Here is a 22,550-nt window from a genome sequence, read left to right as displayed (position 1 = left end):
AAGCGGGCTTTGTTATTTTAACTAAGAACAAGATTAAAATCTCGGACAGTTTAATTTTTTCTTATTTGGATCGGTATGTTTCTTCGTCCAGATCAAAGATACTTCCATTCCGCCTCTGCGACGTGAAGCTGCGGATAAACGTGAAGTATTAATATCGTACGAAGCACCAAAACGATAATTACCAAACTCAAGACCGATGTAAGGAATTACCGCATCGCCCCAGCGAACAAATGCACCTGCATAAACATCGGTTGGACTATCGAAATCGCTATTCACCGTATAACCAAGTGCAGCACCAAAGATTGTTTCTGTGGCACCAGCCTGGCGTTGGTGATTGGCGCTGATAAATAATGTTGTTGCATCAGCAATAGGAAAATATCCACCACCATGTAAAGTAAAACGGGGGTTCATAATATATTGAGCACCCATGAAACTTACTTTAGGCCGGTTGATATGATACACCGAAGCACCTAAATAAAAATTGTTATAATCATTTGTTGCGCCATTGTAAATAAAGCCGGCGTTCACATCAGCATAATTAATATTTACAAAACCGCTGCTTCCAAAAACTTCAGCAGTGTTACCGGTGAAACCAAGACTTGTTAACTCATCCTGGAAATCAAGTTTATTGATATCGAGTTTACGCTGTGCGTATGTTCCACTAAAGCCCACACCTATCTGGTGGTAACCATCTTCATCAATGCCTTTGTGATAAGCAACTGATCCGGAGATGAAACTGTTTTTCATTACCCCATCGCCATTAATATCATACATACCCATTACACCCACGCCAAACTGGTCAAACTCGGGAATAGTATTACCGAGAATACCAAAATCGGCGGAAGCAGTTGCAGTGCGAAATGCATTATTGATTGTGGGCCATTGGTTGCGGTAATTACCAGCCACACGCACCACGCCATTGAACTTACCTGTTAAAGCAGGATTCAACGTTAAAGGCGAGGCAAAGAATTGTGAGAAATTGGGATCCTGCGCATAGGTCTGCAACACGATCAGCAACAGTGGAAGTAGTATAAGTTTTCTCATTAGAGAGCGGTTATGCAGCAAAGACGTTTTTCGGTGAGCTTATGCTGCTTTGGTTTTTTGTATTGGGTTTTCTTTATTCAGTTTTTATACTGTCTGAGTATGATGTTTTGGTTTTCGTTGCTTTACATCTGCACTTTTGTTCCATAAGCCAGGTCACCAGCATCGCCTAAACCGGGCACAATATAACCTTTCGCCGTTAATTCATCATCTATTGCACCGCACCAGATCTTTACTTTTGGCTCATTCCGATGAATATATTCAATTCCCACTGTACAGGCAATAGCACAAACAATATGCATTTCTGCCGGTTGCCCTTCGTCCCGTAAATACTGCACCGTTTTCACCAGTGAACTGCCGGTTGCAAGCATTGGGTCGGCAATAATCACCACCCTGTTTTCCAGGCTCGGGCAACTGATATAATCAAGGCTTATTTCAAAACTGCCATCCCTGTGATGTTTGCGATAGGCAGAAATGAAAGCATTATCTGCCCTGTCGAAATAATTCAACAATCCCTGATGTAACGGCAAACCGGCCCTTAATATTGTAGCCAAAACCGGTTGCGCCTTTAATACTTTTGAAGGTGCTGTTCCAAGGGGCGTGGTAATTTCTTTTTCTTCCCAGGCAAGCACTTTGCTGATCTCGTAAGCAGCTATTTCGCCGATCCTCTCCAGGTTACGACGGAAACGCATGCGGTCGGTCTGAATTTCGGTATCCCTTAACTCAGCCACCCAATTACTTACCAATGAATGCTGTTCGCTTAAATTGATGACCATGTGCGGTAAAATTTCGTACGCCGGCCGTTCTTTTTCCCAGCTTTCCGTTCATTACACATTAATCCTGAACATGCTGCCGTATTTTTGACAAATCTAACAGATAAAATTGTGAACAGGATTGATAGTGAATAATTTCTCTTGATGAGTTTTATCAGTCCGAAACTGAACAAATAACATGATCTACCGGGCCTTGGGTGTTGCTGGCGATGCCAATACACAAACACTTGAACTTGTATTTGCCTCTTTTGAAGTAAGCGGAAAAAAATGGGATGTAGAAGTAAAACAAACGGCTTCTCTCTCGTACCCATCTGATCTGCAGCAGCGTTTACAAACCGCAGCCGATAGTAGTGCTAAAGAATATCTTCAATTACATGTTGATTACGGTCATTGGATTGGCGAACAAATCAAGCAGTTTATAGAAGAACATCATCTCGATTATCAAATCCAATTGATCGGGTTGAAGGGATACACAGCGATCCATTCGCCGGAAACGAAATTGAGTCATGCGTTGGGTGATGCTGCTAGCGTTGCAGCCAATGTTGGTGTGAACGTGGTGAGTGATTTTAGAAACATCGACCTTGCGTTGAATGGCAAAGCTGACTCGTTGTTTACTTTAGCCTCAAGACTATTACCTGCTCCTGCCAACATGCATGTCGATGCATTCTACTCTGCTTTTTTTGCACTCTTACGCTGGCGTGAAGAAAACAATTTACTTGCTGTTGATACTGGTGCATTGCGTGACAGCATTGGTGGTGCTGTTTGGGTTGGGCAGGAATGGTGAGAAAAAAGTACGAGGTGGAAAGTACGAACTACGAATTTGTTTGTACGCTCGTTTGACTGCAGACGTTCTTTGAGACGTCATCTATAGCCCCAACATCCCTTTCAACTTTGGATAACCGGCACGACTCACAGGAATTTTTACACCTGAGCGAAGTACTGCCACATGATTTTCTTTTTCATACGGATCAATGCGGGTGATCTGTTGCAGTTGCACCATGTAAGAACGATGTGTACGAACAAATGAAGATGGGTTAAGTGTGTCTTCAAAAAAACTCATCGTTTGTTTCTTTAAAAAACTTCCGGCAGCGGTTACAATCTTTACATAATCATCTGCTGCTTCTAAGTAATGAATGTCCTGCACAGGAATAATGGTGATCTTGGTACCGTTCTTCACCACGATGCGTTCTGACTGCGATGGATTCTTTGCTGCATCTTTCAGCACCTGCTCCGTTGCAATTGCTGCTGTGTTTTTATCCTGCTCCATCCATCTTGCAATGGCTTTATCAAAACGTTGTTGCGAAAAAGGTTTCAATAAATAGTCAACTGCATTTTTTTCAAATGCCTGTACAGCAAATTCATCAAAGGCAGTTGTGAAAATGACAGCAGGCGGTTCTTCCAAAAGTTCCAGCATTTCAAAACCAGTGATCTTGGGCATTTGTATGTCAAGAAAAATCAAATCAGGATTGTGTTGCTGTATGGCTTTTACGCCTTCAAATCCGTTGTTGCATTCTTCCACTACATGCAAATTCCTATGGGCCTGCAGGTATTCGAGCAACATGCTTCTTGCTAATGGTTCGTCGTCGATGATTAAAACTTTGTAGTTCATTTTTTCTCTGGCGTCGTTATTGAAACATTTGTAACCAGTGGTTGTGGTATAATCACTGTTGTACTAAAGATATTTTCTTTTACGGTTGTATGCAGCAGATCATTTCGGCCAAACATTAAATATAACCGGCGCTGCACGGAGCTTAATCCAAAACCTGTTCCCTTTTGTGCAGCAGCAGTTGAAGGATCAAATGGATTTTCAACTGTAATTACCAGCTGTGCGTTTTCTGATTTTGCCGCAAGGTAAATGCGTGATTCTTCCGTCGTATCATACAACCCAAACTTGATGGCATTCTCCACCAGCGGCTGTAAAAGCAAAGCTGGCAACTGCATGTTCAATGCATCATCTTCTAACTCAAGTTCAGTAAACAGGCGGTGACCAAAACGCACTTTCTCAATGGTAAGATATAATTGCAGTGAATGCATTTCATCTTCCAGTTTAATCCATTGTTGCTCTTCTTTTCGCAAAGTGGTTCGCAAAAAATCTGATAACTGCTGTACCATTTCCCTTGCTTCTTTAGGTCTTGAGCCGATCAATGCATTAATTGAATTTAATGCATTGAATAGAAAATGTGGTTGTAGTTGCTGGCGAAGTTTAAACAACTCAGCCTCTTTACTCAATTGCTCTACTTCTGTTTTTTTCTTTTCGGTTTCTGTACGCTCCTGCCAGTTGAAATAAGCATAACCCACAAGACTGATGCATCCATTAATTAAAAACCCAATGGCAAAACGTATGGGCCATGTATTATCAATTAGTTCCTTGTAATTAATATGGCTTTTGAAAATCAGACCCACCAATTTATCAGAAGCAAAAAACCAACCTGTTGTAAGTAAAATGATCCAGGTAAAAAGGTTGATCACCTGGTTTTTGCGTGGCAGGTAAAAACGCAGGATAGTAAACATCAGCATCGAAACATAAATCAATAAACTGTTACTGACAATGCTATCTGTTAATGCCTCAATCCAAGTCAATCCCATTTGGTACAAGGCAAGTTGATGCATGCTGATCCATGCAAACCAGCTGATGCAAAAAGGAATCATAAATTGCCGTGAACGAAAAGGTGAAATTGCCACTTAAGTTGTTTAGTATTGATAATTTGCTGATAAGCGTTTAGCTGCATCGGCGGAACGTAACTCCATGCTGTGAATAAATGAAGCTGGTTGTTCTTCCTCACTGATGCGGGAAAATATTTCGGCACCATCTATTTCCGCTGTAAATGGATAAATATCTGTTACAGCAATAAACTTCCAGCAAACCGGTTGTTGCACATAGTTGAGAAATGATTGTTCTTCCTGTTTGCCGATTTGTTCCGCTTTTTCAACTGCCGCTAACGCATCGGCAGCATAGATCAATCGAAGTTGTTCTTCAAATTGGGCTGTATGTTTTCCATCGCCGCAAATAATTTGAAAAACAATTTTGGTAAGATACCAGCTCATAATTGCAGTTGAGTTGTGATAAAGTTTAATGATCAATGAACGTTACTGTTATCAGATCGACTTTATATCAATTCCACCAAACATCACAAAACCTTCAAGCACTAATATTTTATCGGTGGTTACACCTGCAGGTCGCTGACGTTTATCTTCGATGGCACCAAACACAGCAGCAACTTCGCTGCGTATTTGCCAATGCGCAGGCACAAATAAGGTTGTGCCGCCAAATACATTTACTACTTCCAGTTTTATTGTTCCGGTAAAATCTGCATGTGTAAGATTAATTTCAGATCCTCCGAAAATGGCAACAGATTCTCCACCTCTAAAATTTTTTGAATACACATTCTTTTTTATCGCTCCGAAAACAACGGCAGCATCCATTACATCTTCTTCTCCAGCCGCAGTGTTGTAATAATTCTCGGTTTTATAAGAATTTGTTTCTTTTTCAAAACTGCTTCGAACTTCCTCGTGCAAAGACACTTTACTTCTGCGGAATAAAAAACTAAGCCCAATTGCGATTAGAATAGCAGGCGCAATAAAACTGCGTGCGTTCCAGTCGGGCATCATTTTCACAACCAGGAAAAATCCACCAAGCCCTAATAAGATGATCCAGTTAACACCTTTGAATTCTTCTTTAATGGCTATTATCAATCCAATAACGATCACGATCATTGGCCATGAAAACAGCAGATCGGGTAAAGGAAGATCGAGGTTACGGAGTAAGATCATTACACCAACAGCCAGCACAGTTAACCCGATCCATTTTTCATTTGTTTTTTTTGCTCCCATACAATTGCTTGTCATTTTGATGAATTTAGAACAAAACTATTGAGTGATGAAACGGAAGGCAATGGTTAGTAGAGCAGCAAGCAGTAAAAGTCGGTGAATGGCAGAATCCTGTCGGTAAGCTGCAACCACAATGAACGAATTATCGGCGAAAGAGGGCTTGACTTCCTTCAGTTCATTTTTTATATTGTGCTATGCCCGATATCATACAACAACATCCATCAACAGAAAATGGCAAAGCGATTGCTAATGCCAACAGCTTCAGCGAAAAAGATCATGCATTGTTCAATGAATTAAAAGACCAGCTTGCTGAGCAATTCCGCACAACCTTTCCTGATAAACTGGCACCAAGAACAGTGGTAGTTATTCCCAGCCTAACATTGGATCATACCATTCTTTCAAAAGTGAAAGGTCATGTATTTTATGAAGAACGCTTGCTTTGCCTGCTCATGTTATTGCGTATGCCACGCACACGTATCGTTTATGTAACAAGCGTGCCCGTTGATCCGGCTATTATTGATTATTACCTGCATTTACTTCCAGGTATTACAGGATATCATGCAAGACAGCGATTGATCCTGCTGAGTTGCTTTGATGCTTCTTCAACACCACTTACTGAAAAAATTTTGCAAAGGCCGAGAATGATCGAACGCATCAGACAATTGATTCAACCAAATTCACCTGCACACATTACCTGCTTCAACGTAACAGAATTTGAAAAGTCACTGGCTTTGCAACTAAAAATTCCTTTATATGGTTGTGATCCGGAATTGAATTATCTCGGGACAAAAAGTGCAGGTAGAAAATTATTTAAGTCGTTGAACATACTTACACCAGAAGGATTTGAAGACGTGAAGAATAAAAAAGAAGTAATCGATTGTTTGACTGCGTTAAAACAACAAAAGCCATCTTTAAAAAAAGCAGTTGTCAAAATGAATGATGGATTTTCGGGTGAAGGCAACGCCGTGTTTTCTTATGATGGTGCGCCGGCTGATGATTCCCTACGCAACTGGATCTCTGAACACATAAATGATAAATTGAAGATTGTTGCTGCTAAACTTACCAGCGATCTGTTCTTTAAAAAGTTCGAACAAATGGAAGGCATTGTGGAAGAGTTTCTTGATGCAGAGTTTGTAACGTCACCCTCTGTGCAATGTCTTATTGATCCGTTGGGTAATAGTTCCGTTCTTTCAACACATGATCAAATGCTGGGTGGTGATGATAACCAGATATTTTTAGGTGCCACATTTCCTGCCGACAAAGTGTATGCAAAAGAGATTGGTAAGTTAGGTTATATTATATCCGCCGGTTTAAAAGAGAAAGGGGTGCTTGGTCGTTTTGCGGTTGACTTTATGAGCACAAAAGATGCAGAAGGATTTAAGCATTATGCTATCGAAATCAATTTGAGAAAAGGAGGAACAACACATCCTTATTTAATGCTCCAGTTTTTAACTGAAGGTGATTATGATGCTGAACAGGGGGAATATTATATGCCTGATGGGAAGAAGCGTTATTATTTTGCAACAGATAATCTTCAACGGGATTGCTATAAAGGTTTAACACCACATGATCTCATCGATATTGCGATGATGAATGATCTGCATTACAGCAATGCCCAGGAAGAAGGTGTAATGTTTCACTTGATCAGTGCACTTTCACAATTTGGAAAGGTTGGACTTGTATCGATTGGCCGCACGCCTGAAAGAGCTGTTGAGCTGTACAAAAAAGTAGTGCAGGTACTGAATGATGAATGTGAATGAAATCGATTAAGACAATTCGCCGCAGAGGACAAGAGAAAAAGAACGCTGAGCTGGCTCTGCGTTCTTTTTCTTTATGGCCAAAAAATTATAACCCATACTGATCTACTATGTACAACAAAAGCACCATGTTGATAGCGCCTAACTCCAACTCACGTTTGCTCACCATTTCAAATGTATCATTTGCTGCATGATGATGATCGAAGTAACGTTGTGAATCCGGACGAAGCCCGGCAAGTGTTGTACCTAAAGGACGCAACGGACCAATATCGGCTCCACCACCGCCAGCTGAAAATTCATAAACGCCGTATGGCTTAAACAATGATTCCCAGTTGCGAAGTTTATTTAATGTTTTTTCTTCTGCTGTAAAACCAAATGCTCTTGGTGTAAAACCACCTGCATCACTTTCCAAAGCAAAAATGAATTTCTTGTTTTTTTCTGCTGCAGCTACTTCAGCATATTTACGCCCGCCACGCAATCCATTCTCTTCATTCATAAACATCACTACCCGAATCGTACGTTTTGGTTTAATGCCAAGCCTCTTATATACACGAATAATTTCCATGCTTTGCACACAACCTGCCCCATCATCATGTGCACCTTCTGCCAAATCCCATGAATCAAGATGACCACCAACTGTTATCACTTCATCTGGAAATTCAGTTCCTCTTATTTCCCCAATTACATTATGACTTTTTACATCGGGCAACATTTCACATTCGGTACGGAAATATAATTGCAACCCTTTTTTCTTTTTCAATTCAGCACTAACATATTCTGCATGGCGTGTTGAAACAGCGATAGCTGGAATTTTTGGAAATGAATCGTTATAGGTTGTTGTTCCGGTGTGCGGATAATCGTCGATATTACTTGCAAGTGAACGAACCATGGCACCAACGGCACCATACTTTGCAGCCATTGATGGTCCACGTCCACGAAACTGACCTGCTTCACCATACGAACGAAAGGTTTCAACATTGGTTGGGTTCATCGGGAAATTATAAAATACGATCTTCCCTTTCACTCCTTTTTCACCCAATATATCCAATTCAGCAAATGAGCGAACTTCAATCACTTCTGCCTTCAATCCTTTTTTGCCTGTACCAACACTGTTACCCAATGCACATATGTTGAGCGAAAAAGTTGTGCCTTTGTCATCAACCAATAACGCACTTTCTTTTGTACCCCGCACCCAATGCGGCACCATGCACTCCTGCAGGTAGACGGTATCGGCCCCGAGTTCTTTCATCATACGGAAAGTTTCTTTTACCGATTTTTCTGCCTGCGGCGAACCACTTAAACGTGGACCCACCTGTTTGCATAAAAACCGAAGATTCTCGTATGCTTTACTATTTGTAAATACATCATCGGAAATACGCTTGAACATTACCGAATCTTTGTTTTGTGCATTTGCTGTGAAGGCCATGAAAAGAAAGGCCAGTGCTACTTTAATTGTTCTCATGCTTATGTTGGAGTTATTTGGAAAGCCCAAAATAGAACAACTCTGCTAACCTGCAAAAATAGCTGACTCCCAAGCGATCGCTTTTATACAAGCGGCAAAAGCTAACAAAAGCTTGTATATTGAAAGTACTAACTTCGTTAAGGCGACCTGCCAAATCATCAGTAGAATTGGTCTGGCACGGAAAATGACAGCCATATAAATCAAACAATCCCTTCAGGGGTTTGTTTCAATCATAAATAATAATAAATGAAAATAGGTATTGTATGCTACCCAACCTTTGGCGGTAGCGGTGTACTGGCGACTGAACTGGGAAAGGCATTGGCAGAGAAAGGGCATATGGTTCATTTTATAACTTACCAGCAACCAGTTCGTCTCAGTGGTTTCTTCACGAATATATTTTACCACGAAGTACGTGTACCACATTATCCTTTATTCGATTATCCGCCATACGAAACTACGCTAGCAAGTACAATGGTTGATGTTGTGCTGAACAACGATCTTGATCTCTTGCATGTACATTATGCCATTCCGCATGCATCGGCTGCCTATATGGCTAAACAGATCTTAAAGAAAAAAGGAAAAGATATTCCTGTAATCACCACCCTGCACGGTACGGATATTACTTTGGTGGGAAAAGATAAAACCTTTGAACCTGTTGTTACTTTCTCCATTAATGAAAGCGACGCCATAACAGCTGTATCAAATAATTTACGTAAAGAAACTTATCACTCGTTCCAGATAGAAAAAGAAATTGAAGTGATCCACAACTTTGTGGATGTAAAACGTTTCGATAAAAAGCCATTGGATGCATTCCGTAAAGTGCTAGCACCAAACGGCGAACGCATCATTGCACATGCAAGTAACTTTCGTAAAGTGAAACGTGTGAATGATATCATTCGCACATTCGCTAATATTAATAAAGCTGTTCCGTCAAAATTATTAATGGTGGGCGATGGACCAGACAGACCGGGAGCGGAAGAACTTTGTCGTGACTTGGGAATTTGTGATGATGTTCGTTTTCTTGGTAAGCAACAGGAAATGGAAGAGATACTTGCTATCTCTGACATGTTCATACTTACATCAGAATATGAAAGCTTTGGTTTATCGGCATTGGAAGCAATGGCGGCAGGTGTTCCCGTTTTATCGAGCAATGCAGGTGGTATTCCTGAAATTAATATTCATGGCGAAACAGGCTTCATGGCCAATATTGGCGATGTAAATGAATTGAGCAGATTGGGTATTGAACTATTAGGAAACGAAGAGCGTTTACAATACTGCAAACAAAAAGCAAAGGAACAAGCAGCAAAATTTGATATTCACTACATTGTTCCTTTGTATGAAGAGTTATACGAACGTTTTGTTCACGTATCAGCGGCCCCTTAACCAGGGACCTGGATTGATCATTTGATTTTCACGGGCAAGTACAAAATTCAATTCACCATCACCATCGATGTTGGTTCCCACCCGACCAATGACCTGGCCGGTTTTTACCGACTGCCCTTTGCTGACAGATGATGAACTCATGTTACTATAAGTGGTAAAATATTTACCATGTTTGATCATTACAGCCGTATTACCACCAACATCAAATACACTTACGACTTCCCCATCAAAACATGCTTTAACCGAAGTGCCGGTGGGTGAGGCAATAGTGATGAAGTCCTGGTTGCCTTTAATAGTTGTTCCGGGAATAGTGTATGATCCGAAGTTGATAGAAACATATCCATTATCAACAGGGAATGGCAATCTTCCTTTACTGCTTTCAAAACTATTGCCTAATGCAATATCTTCTTTATTGTATTCAAGATAACTTTCTATTTTCTTCGGCTCTTCTTTCTTTGTAACAGGTGCCGTTGTTGTTGTGGAAGGCGAAGTGGTAGTTGTAGTTGTTGACGGATTTGTTTTTGCATTTTCTTTTGCAATACGATCAGCTGCTTCCTTATCACGTTTCAGTTTATCTTCTCTTTCTTTTGCTTCTTTTTTTGCGGCAGCAATTTCACGGTTAATGGCGGCAGTGATAGATGCCTGTAACTGTTGTGCCTGTTTTTTCTTTGCAGCAATATCTTTGTTTACTTCTTTCTCTCTCTTCTTCAAGTTATTCACTACCGATGCCTGCTCTTCCTTATCCTTCACCAACTCCCCCATTTCTTTACTTTGGTCGGTAAGCACAGCGCTTTTTTCTTTGCGTGCATTCGTGAGTTGTGTGATCTTGTCCCTGTACATCAACTCTGTTTTATTGATCACTTCCAGTTGCTCGGCACGGTAACTACGATAAGCTTTCATATAAGCGATACGACGAATCGCATCATTAAAGTTTGTAGCAGAAAATAAAAAGTTGAGAAAATCGTAACTGCTCCTGTTCTTATATGCATACACTACGTTGTGTGCGTAGGTCATCTTCAATGTGTCAAGATCTTTTTTCAAACGGCGCATTTCTACATAAGATGTATTGATATCGCCGTTGATTGCTCTTACCTGCTTATTGATGGTGTTGATCACCTCATTCCGTAAGCGGATCTTGTTTTGAATTAATGTAAGCTGACCGATACTTTGCTTCTGATTCTTTTTGATATCGTTGTACTGCCTGTTAAGTACATCAATTTCCTGGAGCGTTTGTTTACGTTTACGTTCCAGTTCACCTTTGTCCTGCGCAATTAACGCCACCTGCACCAGGGTACAACATACTACCAACAAGAATTTCAGCATAGGTATATGGTTTGATTGGTTACAAAAATAAGATTAAAGCTGCAACAGGGTTAAACGACGTATCAACGGAAAACGTATGCCTGTTTAAATTCTTTTGAATTTTTTAGGAACTGAGAAGGGATAACTTAAGTCCTCGTTAAACTTATAATCCTTGAATTTCAGTTCAACATCCAGTTTATTCTGCTGCGAAATGGTGATTTGCCTCTGTGTAGAAAACGATACGCCGGTTTTGTTCTCGTAATTATTATAAATAAGATCGCATGTGCGATTAAGCGTAGGATCGTTGTCATCCAGTTTGCTTTTTTGCACCGAGTAATCAGTTCCTACCGATAATAAGTTCTTAAACAACGGGGCAATACTTAAGAGCGTGTAGCCATTTACGTTATTGAAATAGGATGTAACGCTGTCTTTATTAAAAAAAATGGGATTACCTACTAGCAAATTTTGCAGATCGGCAAAGCTAAAAGGTATCTGGCTCAGTTCCTGGATATGACTTAACGGACGCACCTGGTAAGTATTTGCAAGTTTATCCAGTAGTTTAATACTATCCTTAGTGATCAGTACACGAATACCTTCAATGCCAATATCATTACTAAGCGAAATCCAGATAACCCTGTCTTTCAACATACGCACATTTGCAACAAAATCGGGCTGGCGGCCTTTGGCATTGCTGTAATCAACTTTTATTTTGGCTGAGAATGTTTTAAAGTCGATATGTTTCTTCTGCACATTTGATAACACATCATTCACCATGCGCATGGTATCTTCATGCGTGGGAAGCTTTTTTTCAACAGGTGGAACCACTGCAATAGTATCTTTCTTTACCATTGCCTGTTGAATTTTTTTTGTTGACCTGCAAGCGCTAAAGATCAACAACATCATCATTGTTACGAGTAACGATAAAAAATTCTTCATCATGAATATTAATGTTTGCCTGTGCTACCAAATCCTCCTGTACTACGTTCTGTTTTTTCCAATTCAACTGTAAGGCTCCAATCTATTTTCTCTACTTTTTGAATCACCATTTGTGCAATACGGTCACCATTTTGAATAGACTGAAGTTCATTGCTAAGGTTGATTAAGATAATCTTAATTTCTCCACGGTAATCGGCATCAATAGTGCCGGGTGTATTCAAGCAAGTGATCCCTTGCTTAATGGCCAAACCACTTCTTGGTCGTATTTGCGCTTCAAAACCTTGCGGAAGCTCAATAAATAAACCGGTTGGTATCAACGCTCTTTCGAGTGGTTGCAGTGTAATGGTTTCGTTAATAAAAGCACGAATATCCATGCCGCTGCTGCCCTCTGTAGCATATGCAGGCACTGGATTATTTGATTCATTGATGATCTTAACAGTCATTATATTTTATTTTTCAAGCAATACAGTTGCATGTGCGACAAGCCCCTCTTCTCTTCCCACAAATCCCATGTTTTCAGTTGTGGTTGCTTTGACAGAAACAGCATCTGTATCAAGTTCAAGAATTTTGGCAATGGTTGATTGCATCTGGCTCATGTATGGTTTTATCTTAGGTGCCTGCAGGGATAAAGTGCTGTCTACATTCACCACTTTATATCCTTTCTCTTTTATTTTATCAAAGCTTTGTTGCAATAAAATTTTGCTGTCGATGTCTTTGAATTCTGCTGAAGTATCGGGAAAATGTGTCCCAATATCGCCCAAGGCAAGCGCTCCTAACATTGCATCGCAAATAGCATGCAATAACACATCGGCATCGCTGTGGCCTACCGCTCCTTTGTAATGTGGTATTTCAACGCCTCCTATGAATAATTTCCTTCCTTCTGCGAGTTGATGATAATCAACACCTGAACCAATTCTATATGCCATAATGTAAATAAAAAAGCGAAGGTAAACTACCTCCGCTTTTGGCAAAATCTTTTATCTGTTTGTTATTGTTCTGATGTTGATCCATCATCTCCACCTAAATCAAACAATAAACTAAAACGCAAAGTATTGCTCAAAGGATTGCGGCTAATGCCCTGGCCGGTTGGAACAAGATAAGAGAAGTTAAAGCCAAGCTTGTTGTATTTGACACCCGCCCCTACAGTAAAGAATCGTCGGTTACCTTTTGTTTTTGCTTCGTAAAAATAACCTGCACGTGCAAAGAACTGATCGTTATAACCGTACTCCAAACCAGTACATATCTGGAATTCTTTCAACTCTTCGCTAAAACCTCCTGGTGCATCACCAAATGAAGAAAACCAACTTTTGACTACACCTTGGTTGCGATATGCATCTATCTGTTCAGGAGTGTTTACTGAATCTTGAGGGGTCGGCACTAATAATTTATTAATATCGATACCAAAACTGATCTTGTTTACATCATCTATTGTTTTTGTATAAACTCCCCCCAGTCCTAAGTTTGCGGGAATATAATCTTTGCCACGAGCATCATTTGTGTAAGCGATCTTACTTCCAAGATTGCTCATGACAGCGCCTGCAGTAATTCCAGTTCCTTCTTCGTTCAAACCATTATAATAAAACGAGATGTCGCCGGCCACAGCCGTACCCGGTTTCAAAGCAGCTCCATTGAAATTACCTTGTCCCAAATTTGAATATATAAAGCGAAGGGCAATACCTACACCCAACTTATCGCTTAATTTACGGCTATAACCTCCATCAATTGAAAATTCCCGAGGACGAAACTCTTGAAGTTGATTGCCAGAAAAGTCGGTGAACTGAATACTTCCTAAATTAAAATATCTTAATGAAGCAGAGACTGATTGAAGTTCATCTATTTGATGATAGCCAGCAACAGTTGCTATAAACACATCATTTAAACCAAGATCTTTTAACCAGGGAGTATATGTTAATGCAATTGCAGAACGCTGTTTTGCAAAAGGAATTTTTGCCTGGTTGAAAAACGAAGAGTTTGCATCAGGAGATGTCGCAATTCCCATATCACCCATACCACCTGCACGTGCATCAGGCGAAATACGTAACATAGGTACAGCAGTCGTAACTACATTAATTTTTTGGGCTTGCTGTGCAAAAGTTTGTAAAGATGACAAGCAAAGAAGTAAGCCTAACGCATAGGCGGCGTTTTTTCTCATAAGAGTTGAAATTTGAGCCATAAAAATAGAGGAAAATTGAACATTAGCGTTCATAAACAGAGTTTGGTTTACAGCAGAACGAGCTTTTGCAAAGCAGATTGCTTTTTGCCAAATGAATCCTTCACCTCTAATTGGTAGATATAAACGCCTCTGCCAATTTTTTGGCCGAAATCATCTGTTCCGTCCCACTCAATGTCAAAAGAACGATTTCCTTCATTAAATATTGTACGGGTGATTGTTTTTACCACTTTTCCTGAAACAGAATAAATACGTATGAGCACTTTCAACTGATCGCCTGGACGATTGTGCTCAAACATGAACTTTGTATTTGTTGTAAATGGGTTAGGATAATTATATACATGTGCAAGCTTCAGCTCTTCATCTTTTATCACCCGAAACTCAAGCCTGTATTCATTGCTGTTATTCTGCACATCCCATGCTTTTATCTTCAATACATGTAATCCTTCCGACAATGCAGGTAGTTGAAAGCGAGCTGTTCCTTGTTGATAGCTGTCAGCATCAGCTTCATAGTAATCATTTAAGACAAATAACTGACTGTTATCATCATCCAATGTTGCAGTGAGATCATGTCCAATACCTGTGCCTACTGTATTGATGCCGCTTGAATCAGCAAGTTTTACCAATAGAACAGGTGTTTCATTGCTGATGCCACCATTTACAAATTTTTCATCGTTGAGATAAGCTTTAATTGTTGGTCCCGCATTATCAATTACGGGATTACTACTGGCTCCGCCAACGATGATGGATGTTTCGGCACCGTTGCCGTCAACGTTGCCGTTCTCTGCATAGTAACTTATTTTACCGTTACCAAATTGATAGTTGATGTCTTTCGGTACAACAAAACTGTAAGTGAATTCGCCATTTGTTACTTTGGCTTTACCTTTAAAAATAATATTTGATTGCTGATTGAAATTTACGGGAACACTTCCGGCATCGTTGCCGAAAGTTTTTAATTGCTGTACTTTATCATAGATAATCGGGTACACATTACCGTTGAAGTTGGTGAGCTTGTTACCGTTTGCATCAGTTACTTCACCTTTAATACTGTAGCGATCCAATGCTTTCAACGTATCTGCTAACGGAATTTGATTGTTGATGGCTGTTGTTCGCACTTTCAATGTTGGAAAAGCTAATCGAACAGCAGGATCGCCAAGCAATGTGAACTTGCGGTTATTAATAATGTCGCCAAAGGTTTGATAAGTAAAATTCTTTGCACGTTTTACGGCATCGCCTAATGAAGGATAAACAGCATTTGCATCGGGCTGCAATGCAATGCGGAAATAATTATTGTTCATGATGCGGTTGCTGAATGCAAACACTACTCGTGTTGTGGTCATTAATGCAATGGCACCTGTTTGATCACGCAAAAGAATATTTTCACCAATTGAATTAACAGCTGGATTATCATAAGGAGCAAAATCACAAGTGGCAGTAATAAATAAGGGCAACTTATTGCTGTTCTTCCATGTATTAACCATGTCTTGTTCAAGAATTGCTTCTGCTGCCAAACGTCTTGATCCACCATGACCACTATAATTCCAGATAAGTGTACCTGCAAAAATTTTATTATTGATCGATTGATTTACTTCAGGATAACGGCTGCCACCGCTTCCACTTTGCTGACGATAAGCATCCAGGTAAATCTTATTTACATTATTGTTTTTATTCTGCTGAATCACTGATGCATGCAACTCGGCATCATCTAAATGAATATTATTATCCTCGTCGTCTGCAACAAGTGTTAGATCATTGCGCCATGGACCAAAACTTTCTTTTGCATGATAGCGAATGACTTTATCTACTACTGATTTTGCTTCCTGGATATTTTTTGCAGGAATGCGACCAATGCCAATATCAAGTAAGCTAATTGGAAACATGCGATTGATAAAATCATTATCATCGAGCATTCCGAAAAAATCATCAGAAGTATAGGTTAATAAGGGATCAAGTGAAATTTCGCTCTCAAAACAGGGAACAAGATTTGTGTTACCACTTACACGGTTGAGATAATCATAAGATGCATCGCCGAATAATAAAAGGTAACGTGGACGTTTTGTTGTATCGGCACTAGCTCTGTCGTAAAACATCTTTACAAAATTTCTTATTGCAGTAGGATCCGGACTACCCGAAGCAAATTCGTTATACACTTGGTCAGTGCTTACCGTTAATGTTGTTAGATTTTGATTTTGCCGGTGCCATGTCGCCAACCGTTGTGCTTCACTAAGTAAGGATGTGTGTGCTACAATGATATAGTTTGGATTTGCAGTGCCATGGAGATCCTGGTTGCTGATCTTACCAACAGCAGTTGGCTGTAATAAATTTGTTTGATTGAAGGCAACATATTCACGCAGGCGTTCAGCAGTATTGACAAAACGGAATTCATTACCACTGAATGTGCCAGTCATGTTTTGGGGACGAAGCGGATCAGTTATATCCCATACCAACGTGCTGCTTACGGCACCCTGTAGCCGAAATTCGGCAACGTTGCCGGCGCCAACTGTTTCCCAATCTCGAAATAACAATTGGTCAACTCCAGCGATACTTAATTGCCGTTGCGGAAACAATTCAAACCAGTTAAGCCAGCCTTGAGCATTTACGCTGCCCGGTTGATAAGTGTATTGTAAGCTCAGTGAAGTTTGAGAAAGATTGAAAGTAGCGACAAGTTCGTGTGGTGCAGCAACAGGATCGTATGTGCCTGTGCCAACAGAATTCACCGTGTGTTGAGCTACATTGATATTATTTGCCCTGATCAGAAACGAGCTTCCAATGCCATTACTTCTTGCGGCCACATTCGAAATAAGTTGAACGGGGCCTGTAAGAAAATTTGAATTACTGAAGTTGAATGTTCTGTTTAAAGTTCCCCCAGGAGTATTGCTGAATTCTTCGCCATACCATTCTTTACCGCTTCGCAAAAAATTGATGGTATCAAGTTCATGAAAGATTCTGTCTTTGAATGATGTGACAGTTTGGTTGGGGGCCCCAGCCACAGTTCGGTTTTGAATCCTTAGCCCGTTTCCGGAAATATTCAAAAAGTAATATGATTCGCTGCTGTATAAATTTTTCCTGTGCCTGAATCGCTTATTGACCGAATCCTTCGCCCATTGTTGAGGGCCATTGGCATAAAAAAGAACATAATCACTGCCATTTACTACCCCATCGCCCCCGTCAACCACCATAATTGCATTTTCTGCAAGGTCATCAGCCGGAACTATCGCATTATCTTCCGGCAACATTTCTCCCCCATTACCAAACAGACGAATGCTACCACTTTGCAGGTTACTTACGTTTACCCCCAAAGATTGAAGAAAGGCAATGTTGATCCGGTAAACCCCAGGCTGCTTTACTGCCAATTTGTACCATGCGCCGCTCGCCAATACCGAATTGTTGCGATAAGTGCGTTGGGCATTAACGGCAACAGTAAAAAAACAGGCTATCAACAGGGTGCTGTATCGCATAAACAGAGAAATCAAAGATACCTGATTGAGGAAGAAAACCTTTACAGAGATTGATGGCTGAGGAGCGACGCTGCTTTGAGCGTAAATTCACGGTGTGGCGGTTAAGCAGAAATACTGAAATTAAAAAACAGGCCAGCCCTTTCCTTCAGAAACTGGAAAGATTCAGCTATGTTTGTCTTCGGTCTATATTTGATTTGGGCTGAAGAATCCAATACAATATTTTTGAACCTTCCTCGTTAACTATCAAAACGAACGAAAAGATGAAAAACCTTTTCCGCATTAAAAATCTAGGTATCCTATTAATTGGGGCTACACTTGTTACATCTTGTAATTTATTTAAGAAGAAACCGGCGAAATCGACTTCAACCGGCTGGACGTACAACGATCCAAACGGCAGCGGTTTCCGTGTATCAAAAGAAAAAGAGCAAAAAACCGGGCCGGGCCTCGTGTTTGTGGAAGGTGGTACTTTCACAATGGGTGCTGTGGAAGAAGACGTTATGCGTGACTGGAACAATATCCCACGCCGTGTAACGGTTGCTTCATTCTATATGGACGAAACGGAAGTTGCCAACGTTCACTACCGTGAATACCTGTTCTGGCTTGACCGTGTGTTCCAGGACACTGCTATCACTAACAAGGCTTTACCTGATACACTGGTTTGGCGTAGTGAGTTGGCTTACAACGAACCTTACGTGGATTATTATTTCCGCCACCCTTCATACAACTTATACCCTGTAGTAGGTGTGAGCTGGAAACAAGCATACGATTATTGCTTGTGGCGTGGTGATCGTGTAAACGAAAACATCCTCTACGAAAAAGGTATCACTAACAAAAAGGCTGAGTTGCAAAAACAAATGCAGGGCGGCGGCCAGGATAACTTTAATACAAAAGCTTACCTCTTAGGTGAATACCAGGCAACTCCTGGAAAAAACATTAAGAACTATAAAGATCCTATTACCAAGCAGGTTCCTACCAATATCAACTTTGAAGAAGGTATCATTCTACCAGATTACCGTCTGCCAACAGAAGCTGAATGGGAATATGCAGCCTATGGTTTGATCGCACAAAACCCTAACCCACGTCGTAGCGAAAAGAAGCGTGGTGAGGAGTTAACAGCAAATAAGCAGGTTTATCCTTGGGCGCAAAACGTAAATGGTTTGCGTGATGCACGCCGCAGCAGCTGGCAAGGTCAGTTCCTTGCGAACTTTAAGCGTGGATCTGGTGATAACATGGGTGTTGCCGGTGGTTTGAACGACCGTGCAGTAATTCCTGGTCCAATCAATTCATTCTTCCCTAACGGTTTCGGTTTATATAACATGGCAGGTAACGTAAGTGAGTGGGTTGCGGATGTGTACAGACCAATGACACCAAGCGATGGTGACGATTTCAACTACTATCGTGGTAACAAGTTCCAACGTATGGATCTTAGCACCGGTAAAGCTGAAAGAGATTCAATGGGTCGTATTAAGTATCGTGATGAAACTGATGAGGAAGTTCAAAACCGTCGTAACTACCAAAAAGGTTATGCAATTGATTACCTCGATGGTGACTCTTTAAGTAACGTGACTTATGGCTACGGCAAAACTACCTTGATCAGCGATAAGAGCCGTGTTTATAAAGGCGGTAGCTGGAACGACCGTGCATATTGGCTGAGCCCAGGTTCACGTCGTTTCCTTGAAGAAGACCAGGCAAGTTCAATGATTGGTTTCCGTTGTGCAATGACACGTTATGGTAGCCAGGAAGGTAACGGCCGCAAAACAGGTAACTGGTTTGCAAAAAAGAAACAAAACAATCGTAAGAGAAATTAATCTTTCGTTTGATGATATTGAAAGCCCTCCCGTTCGGAGGGCTTTCTTTTTTATATAGAAAGAAATTCCGTCAGACAAATCTGAGCAAATAATCATACTGTTATCTTTGAGTTATGCGTATTGAAGAGCTTTATCAATTGTTTCTCCAGCATCCATCTATTCAAACAGATACACGTAAGTTGAAAGAAGGCGACCTTTTTTTTGCATTGAAGGGTGATAATTTCAACGGCAATCAATTTGCCGTGCAGGCAATTGAAAAAGGAGCAGCTTATGCCATTGTTGATGAAGCAATAGTAAACGGGAATGATCGCATTATTGTCGTTGAAGAAGTGTTGAATACGTTACAGCAATTGGCTAAATATCATCGTAAGCAATTCAATATCCCTTTTCTTGCCATTACCGGCAGTAACGGCAAAACTACCACGAAAGAACTGGTTCATGCTGTGCTTTCATCGCATTTCAAAACCTATACTACCGAAGGAAATCTGAACAATCATATTGGCATTCCCCTAACGTTGCTGAAAGTAAAGACAGATGCTGAAATAACTGTAATTGAGATGGGCGCCAACCATCAAAAAGAAATTGAAGGTTATTGTAAGTATGCGCTTCCCACGCATGGATTGATCAATAATGTTGGCAAAGCCCACCTCGAAGGATTTGGTGGAATTGAAGGCGTGAAAAAAGGCAAAGGCGAATTATACGATTTTATAAGGGAAACCAATGGAACCATCTTTATTAATAACGACTTTGATTATTTGCAGGAGATGAGCAGGGGTATTGAAAACAAAGTGAGCTATGGTACGCATGACGCTTTAACTATGGGTAAACTGATCAACAGCGAACCGTTTTTGATTGTAAGTATTACAAATCAGCCAGATATTGGTGAGATCAAAACGCAGCTTGTTGGCGATTACAATTTGCCAAATGTTTTGGCTGCCGTGTCGGTTGGGCTTCACTTTGGCGTGCCTACTTATAAGATAAAAACAGCTATCGAAAACTATATTCCTTCTAACAGCCGATCACAGTTAATAGAAGCGGGAACAAACAAAATAATCCTCGACGCTTACAATGCTAACCCGAGCAGCATGCAGCTAGCAATTGAAAATTTTGCCAAACTTCCGGCCGAAAAGAAGGTGTTAATGCTTGGAGCTATGGCCGAACTGGGTGAAACCAGCATCGCTGAGCACCAAAACATCGTTGATATTATTAAAAAATTCAGCTGGCACAAAGTAGTGCTGGTGGGTGGAGATTTCACAAAAATTGATCATCCCTTTGAAAATTTTAGATCTTCATCAGAAGCTCGTGATTGGTTTAAAAACCAACAGCTTACGAATACACACCTGCTCATAAAAGGCTCAAGGAGCATGAAGATGGAAGAAATACTTTCCTGAATGCTTGCATAAGTCAGAATCATTAGTATTTTTACGGTCTTTCCACCAAGATCCTTAAGAATTATCACTTAGTCGCTCAACCTGTTTCTACCCTTTAAGTGATCCAGCCCCCTGAAACGAACCGTTAACTTATTCCGTCACGTTATTTATTAATGGTTCACTTTTATGAAGCGATTTTTACTCTCTTTCCTTGTTATTATTTTTAGTTTACAATCTTCTGCACAAACATATTGGCCACATTCATCTACACCTTATCCAAAGTGTAATACTATGCCTACAAACTGCACAAAGGTGGCTGTTCCGTCTGTGGCATCTGGAGGGGGGAATTGGAATGACCCAAATTCATGGAGTCCAGTAGGGGTCCCCACCGCAGATCAAATAGTATGCATACCATCAGACAAGAAAATTAATTTTTCGGGCAACCTTGATTACTCTTCTATAAGGTTGCAAATTTTTGTTTGTGGAGTGCTTGACTTCGATTTCAATTCTCCAGGGAAATTAAGTTTGGCAGCATGGAGTTTTATCCAGATTTATTCGGGAGGCGTAATTAATGCACGAAACGGGGATGCTGAGTTGATAGAAATTGGAGGAGAGGACGTGTGGAGACATAATAATAATGATATTAACGGCCCGTGGGTATTATCTTATCCTTATATAGGAGCTGGAATCTTACCTGTTGCATTTGACTATTTTCGAGCCGAGCAAAAGCAACCTTACACTGTCCGCTTAGAGTGGGCTACATTGATGGAGAATAACAGCTTTTTATTTATTATCGAAAAAAGTAATGATCAAAAAACATGGAATGCGATTGGTTCAATTGCTGCTCATGGAAGCAGCAACATCCGCACTACCTATTCCCATCTTGATTTGCAGCCCCTAAACGGATACAATTACTATCGTCTAAAACAAATCGATATCAATGGACAAATTGTTTATTCCGAGATTGTTCGCTTTAATAATCAGGTAAGAAAAAATCTCAGCGTATTCCCAAATCCTTTTAATAATACTACCAACCTATACAGCAAAGAATCTTTCAAAGTTGGACAGATAATTCAAATTATTGACTCAAAAGGAACAAGAGTAAAAACCGTCAATCCAACCGGGGGCAATCGAATACAAATTGATCTCTCAGCGCATTCAGCGGGTGTATACCTGTTGCGGGTAATTGAGAGTGGTAAAGTGATCGAAAATTTACAGATCGTTAAACAGTAAAGCTTACATCCAAATACAAAGTAGCTGCT

Annotated in this window: 19 protein-coding genes; 6 read left to right on the top strand and 13 right to left on the bottom strand. The window is 40.5% G+C overall.

Annotation, left to right across the window (positions count from 1 at the left end):
• Nucleotides 1–33: 33 nt before the first annotated feature.
• The gene (locus ACO1QW_RS17320) at nt 34–1,044 is read right to left on the bottom strand and encodes a PorP/SprF family type IX secretion system membrane protein (protein WP_486260643.1); all 1,011 of its coding nucleotides are present in this window, start codon (nt 1,042–1,044) and stop codon (nt 34–36) included.
• A 122-nt stretch (nt 1,045–1,166) separates the two neighbouring features.
• The gene (upp, locus tag ACO1QW_RS17315; protein ID WP_486260642.1) at nt 1,167–1,817 is read right to left on the bottom strand and encodes a uracil phosphoribosyltransferase; all 651 of its coding nucleotides are present in this window, start codon (nt 1,815–1,817) and stop codon (nt 1,167–1,169) included.
• Between the two features lie 175 nt (nt 1,818–1,992).
• Between upp and ACO1QW_RS17310 the strand changes: the two genes are divergently transcribed.
• Nucleotides 1,993–2,598 (top strand): anhydro-N-acetylmuramic acid kinase, encoded by a 606-nt coding sequence (locus tag ACO1QW_RS17310; RefSeq protein ID WP_486260641.1) that lies wholly within the window; start codon nt 1,993–1,995, stop codon nt 2,596–2,598.
• An 81-nt stretch (nt 2,599–2,679) separates the two neighbouring features.
• Here ACO1QW_RS17310 and ACO1QW_RS17305 read toward each other — a convergent pair whose 3' ends face one another.
• From ACO1QW_RS17305 to ACO1QW_RS17290, 4 genes are read right to left on the bottom strand one after another with little or no spacing between them, the layout of a single operon-like run.
• Nucleotides 2,680–3,423: a LytR/AlgR family response regulator transcription factor gene (locus ACO1QW_RS17305; protein WP_486260640.1), complete on the bottom strand. Its 744-nt coding sequence runs from the start codon at nt 3,421–3,423 to the stop codon at nt 2,680–2,682.
• A complete protein-coding gene (locus ACO1QW_RS17300) occupies nt 3,420–4,496 on the bottom strand; it encodes a sensor histidine kinase (protein WP_486260639.1) in 1,077 nt (358 codons plus the stop codon). Before ACO1QW_RS17300 ends, ACO1QW_RS17305 begins: the two co-directional genes overlap by 4 nt.
• 9 nt (nt 4,497–4,505) lie before the next feature.
• A complete protein-coding gene (locus ACO1QW_RS17295) occupies nt 4,506–4,859 on the bottom strand; it encodes a DUF4288 domain-containing protein (RefSeq protein WP_486260638.1) in 354 nt (117 codons plus the stop codon).
• 51 nt (nt 4,860–4,910) lie between these two features.
• Nucleotides 4,911–5,660 (bottom strand): LiaF transmembrane domain-containing protein, encoded by a 750-nt coding sequence (locus ACO1QW_RS17290; RefSeq protein ID WP_486260637.1) that lies wholly within the window; start codon nt 5,658–5,660, stop codon nt 4,911–4,913.
• Between the two features lie 176 nt (nt 5,661–5,836).
• Here ACO1QW_RS17290 and ACO1QW_RS17285 point away from each other — a divergent pair, with 176 nt between their 5' ends.
• Nucleotides 5,837–7,402, top strand: coding sequence for a peptide ligase PGM1-related protein (locus ACO1QW_RS17285; RefSeq protein WP_486260636.1), 1,566 nt, complete (start codon nt 5,837–5,839; stop codon nt 7,400–7,402).
• A gap of 85 nt (nt 7,403–7,487) precedes the next feature.
• Here ACO1QW_RS17285 and ACO1QW_RS17280 read toward each other — a convergent pair whose 3' ends face one another.
• On the bottom strand, nt 7,488–8,861 hold the full coding sequence (locus ACO1QW_RS17280) for a M20/M25/M40 family metallo-hydrolase (RefSeq protein ID WP_486260635.1): 1,374 nt from the start codon (nt 8,859–8,861) through the stop codon (nt 7,488–7,490).
• Nucleotides 8,862–9,107: 246 nt separating this feature from the next.
• On the opposite strand from ACO1QW_RS17280, the gene bshA reads away from it, so the two are divergent.
• The gene (gene bshA / locus ACO1QW_RS17275) at nt 9,108–10,244 is read left to right on the top strand and encodes an N-acetyl-alpha-D-glucosaminyl L-malate synthase BshA (RefSeq protein ID WP_486260634.1); all 1,137 of its coding nucleotides are present in this window, start codon (nt 9,108–9,110) and stop codon (nt 10,242–10,244) included.
• Here the strand turns inward: bshA and ACO1QW_RS17270 are convergent.
• From ACO1QW_RS17270 to porU, 6 genes are all read right to left on the bottom strand, one after another.
• On the bottom strand, nt 10,230–11,567 hold the full coding sequence (locus ACO1QW_RS17270) for a murein hydrolase activator EnvC family protein (protein ID WP_486260633.1): 1,338 nt from the start codon (nt 11,565–11,567) through the stop codon (nt 10,230–10,232). The genes bshA and ACO1QW_RS17270 overlap by 15 nt on opposite strands.
• Nucleotides 11,568–11,651: 84 nt before the next feature.
• Nucleotides 11,652–12,485 carry a lipoprotein insertase outer membrane protein LolB1 gene (gene lolB1, locus ACO1QW_RS17265; RefSeq protein WP_486260632.1) on the bottom strand — a complete coding sequence of 278 codons (834 nt, stop codon included), beginning with the start codon at nt 12,483–12,485 and terminating at the stop codon, nt 11,652–11,654.
• 5 nt (nt 12,486–12,490) lie between these two features.
• A complete protein-coding gene (gene dut, locus ACO1QW_RS17260) occupies nt 12,491–12,925 on the bottom strand; it encodes a dUTP diphosphatase (protein WP_486260631.1) in 435 nt (144 codons plus the stop codon).
• A 6-nt stretch (nt 12,926–12,931) separates the two neighbouring features.
• Nucleotides 12,932–13,408 carry a 2-C-methyl-D-erythritol 2,4-cyclodiphosphate synthase gene (ispF, locus tag ACO1QW_RS17255; RefSeq protein WP_486260630.1) on the bottom strand — a complete coding sequence of 159 codons (477 nt, stop codon included), beginning with the start codon at nt 13,406–13,408 and terminating at the stop codon, nt 12,932–12,934.
• 62 nt (nt 13,409–13,470) lie between these two features.
• Nucleotides 13,471–14,634 (bottom strand): type IX secretion system outer membrane channel protein PorV, encoded by a 1,164-nt coding sequence (gene porV / locus ACO1QW_RS17250; protein WP_486260629.1) that lies wholly within the window; start codon nt 14,632–14,634, stop codon nt 13,471–13,473.
• Nucleotides 14,635–14,702: 68 nt separating this feature from the next.
• Complete coding sequence (gene porU / locus ACO1QW_RS17245) at nt 14,703–18,110, bottom strand: type IX secretion system sortase PorU (RefSeq protein ID WP_486260628.1); 3,408 nt, start codon at nt 18,108–18,110, stop codon at nt 14,703–14,705.
• 260 nt (nt 18,111–18,370) lie between these two features.
• Here porU and ACO1QW_RS17240 point away from each other — a divergent pair, with 260 nt between their 5' ends.
• The 3 genes from ACO1QW_RS17240 (at nt 18,371) to ACO1QW_RS17230 (ending at nt 22,521) form a co-directional block, all read left to right on the top strand.
• Nucleotides 18,371–19,918 carry an SUMF1/EgtB/PvdO family nonheme iron enzyme gene (locus tag ACO1QW_RS17240; protein WP_486260627.1) on the top strand — a complete coding sequence of 516 codons (1,548 nt, stop codon included), beginning with the start codon at nt 18,371–18,373 and terminating at the stop codon, nt 19,916–19,918.
• Between the two features lie 113 nt (nt 19,919–20,031).
• On the top strand, nt 20,032–21,309 hold the full coding sequence (locus ACO1QW_RS17235) for a UDP-N-acetylmuramoyl-tripeptide--D-alanyl-D-alanine ligase (protein WP_486260626.1): 1,278 nt from the start codon (nt 20,032–20,034) through the stop codon (nt 21,307–21,309).
• 165 nt (nt 21,310–21,474) lie between these two features.
• On the top strand, nt 21,475–22,521 hold the full coding sequence (locus tag ACO1QW_RS17230; protein ID WP_486260625.1) for a T9SS type A sorting domain-containing protein: 1,047 nt from the start codon (nt 21,475–21,477) through the stop codon (nt 22,519–22,521).
• The last annotated feature ends 29 nt before the right edge of the window (nt 22,522–22,550 follow it).

Source organism: Lacibacter sp., from assembly GCF_057361365.1.
The sequence above is the reverse complement of the archived record's forward strand: the minus strand, read 5'-3'. Positions and strand labels throughout refer to the sequence as shown.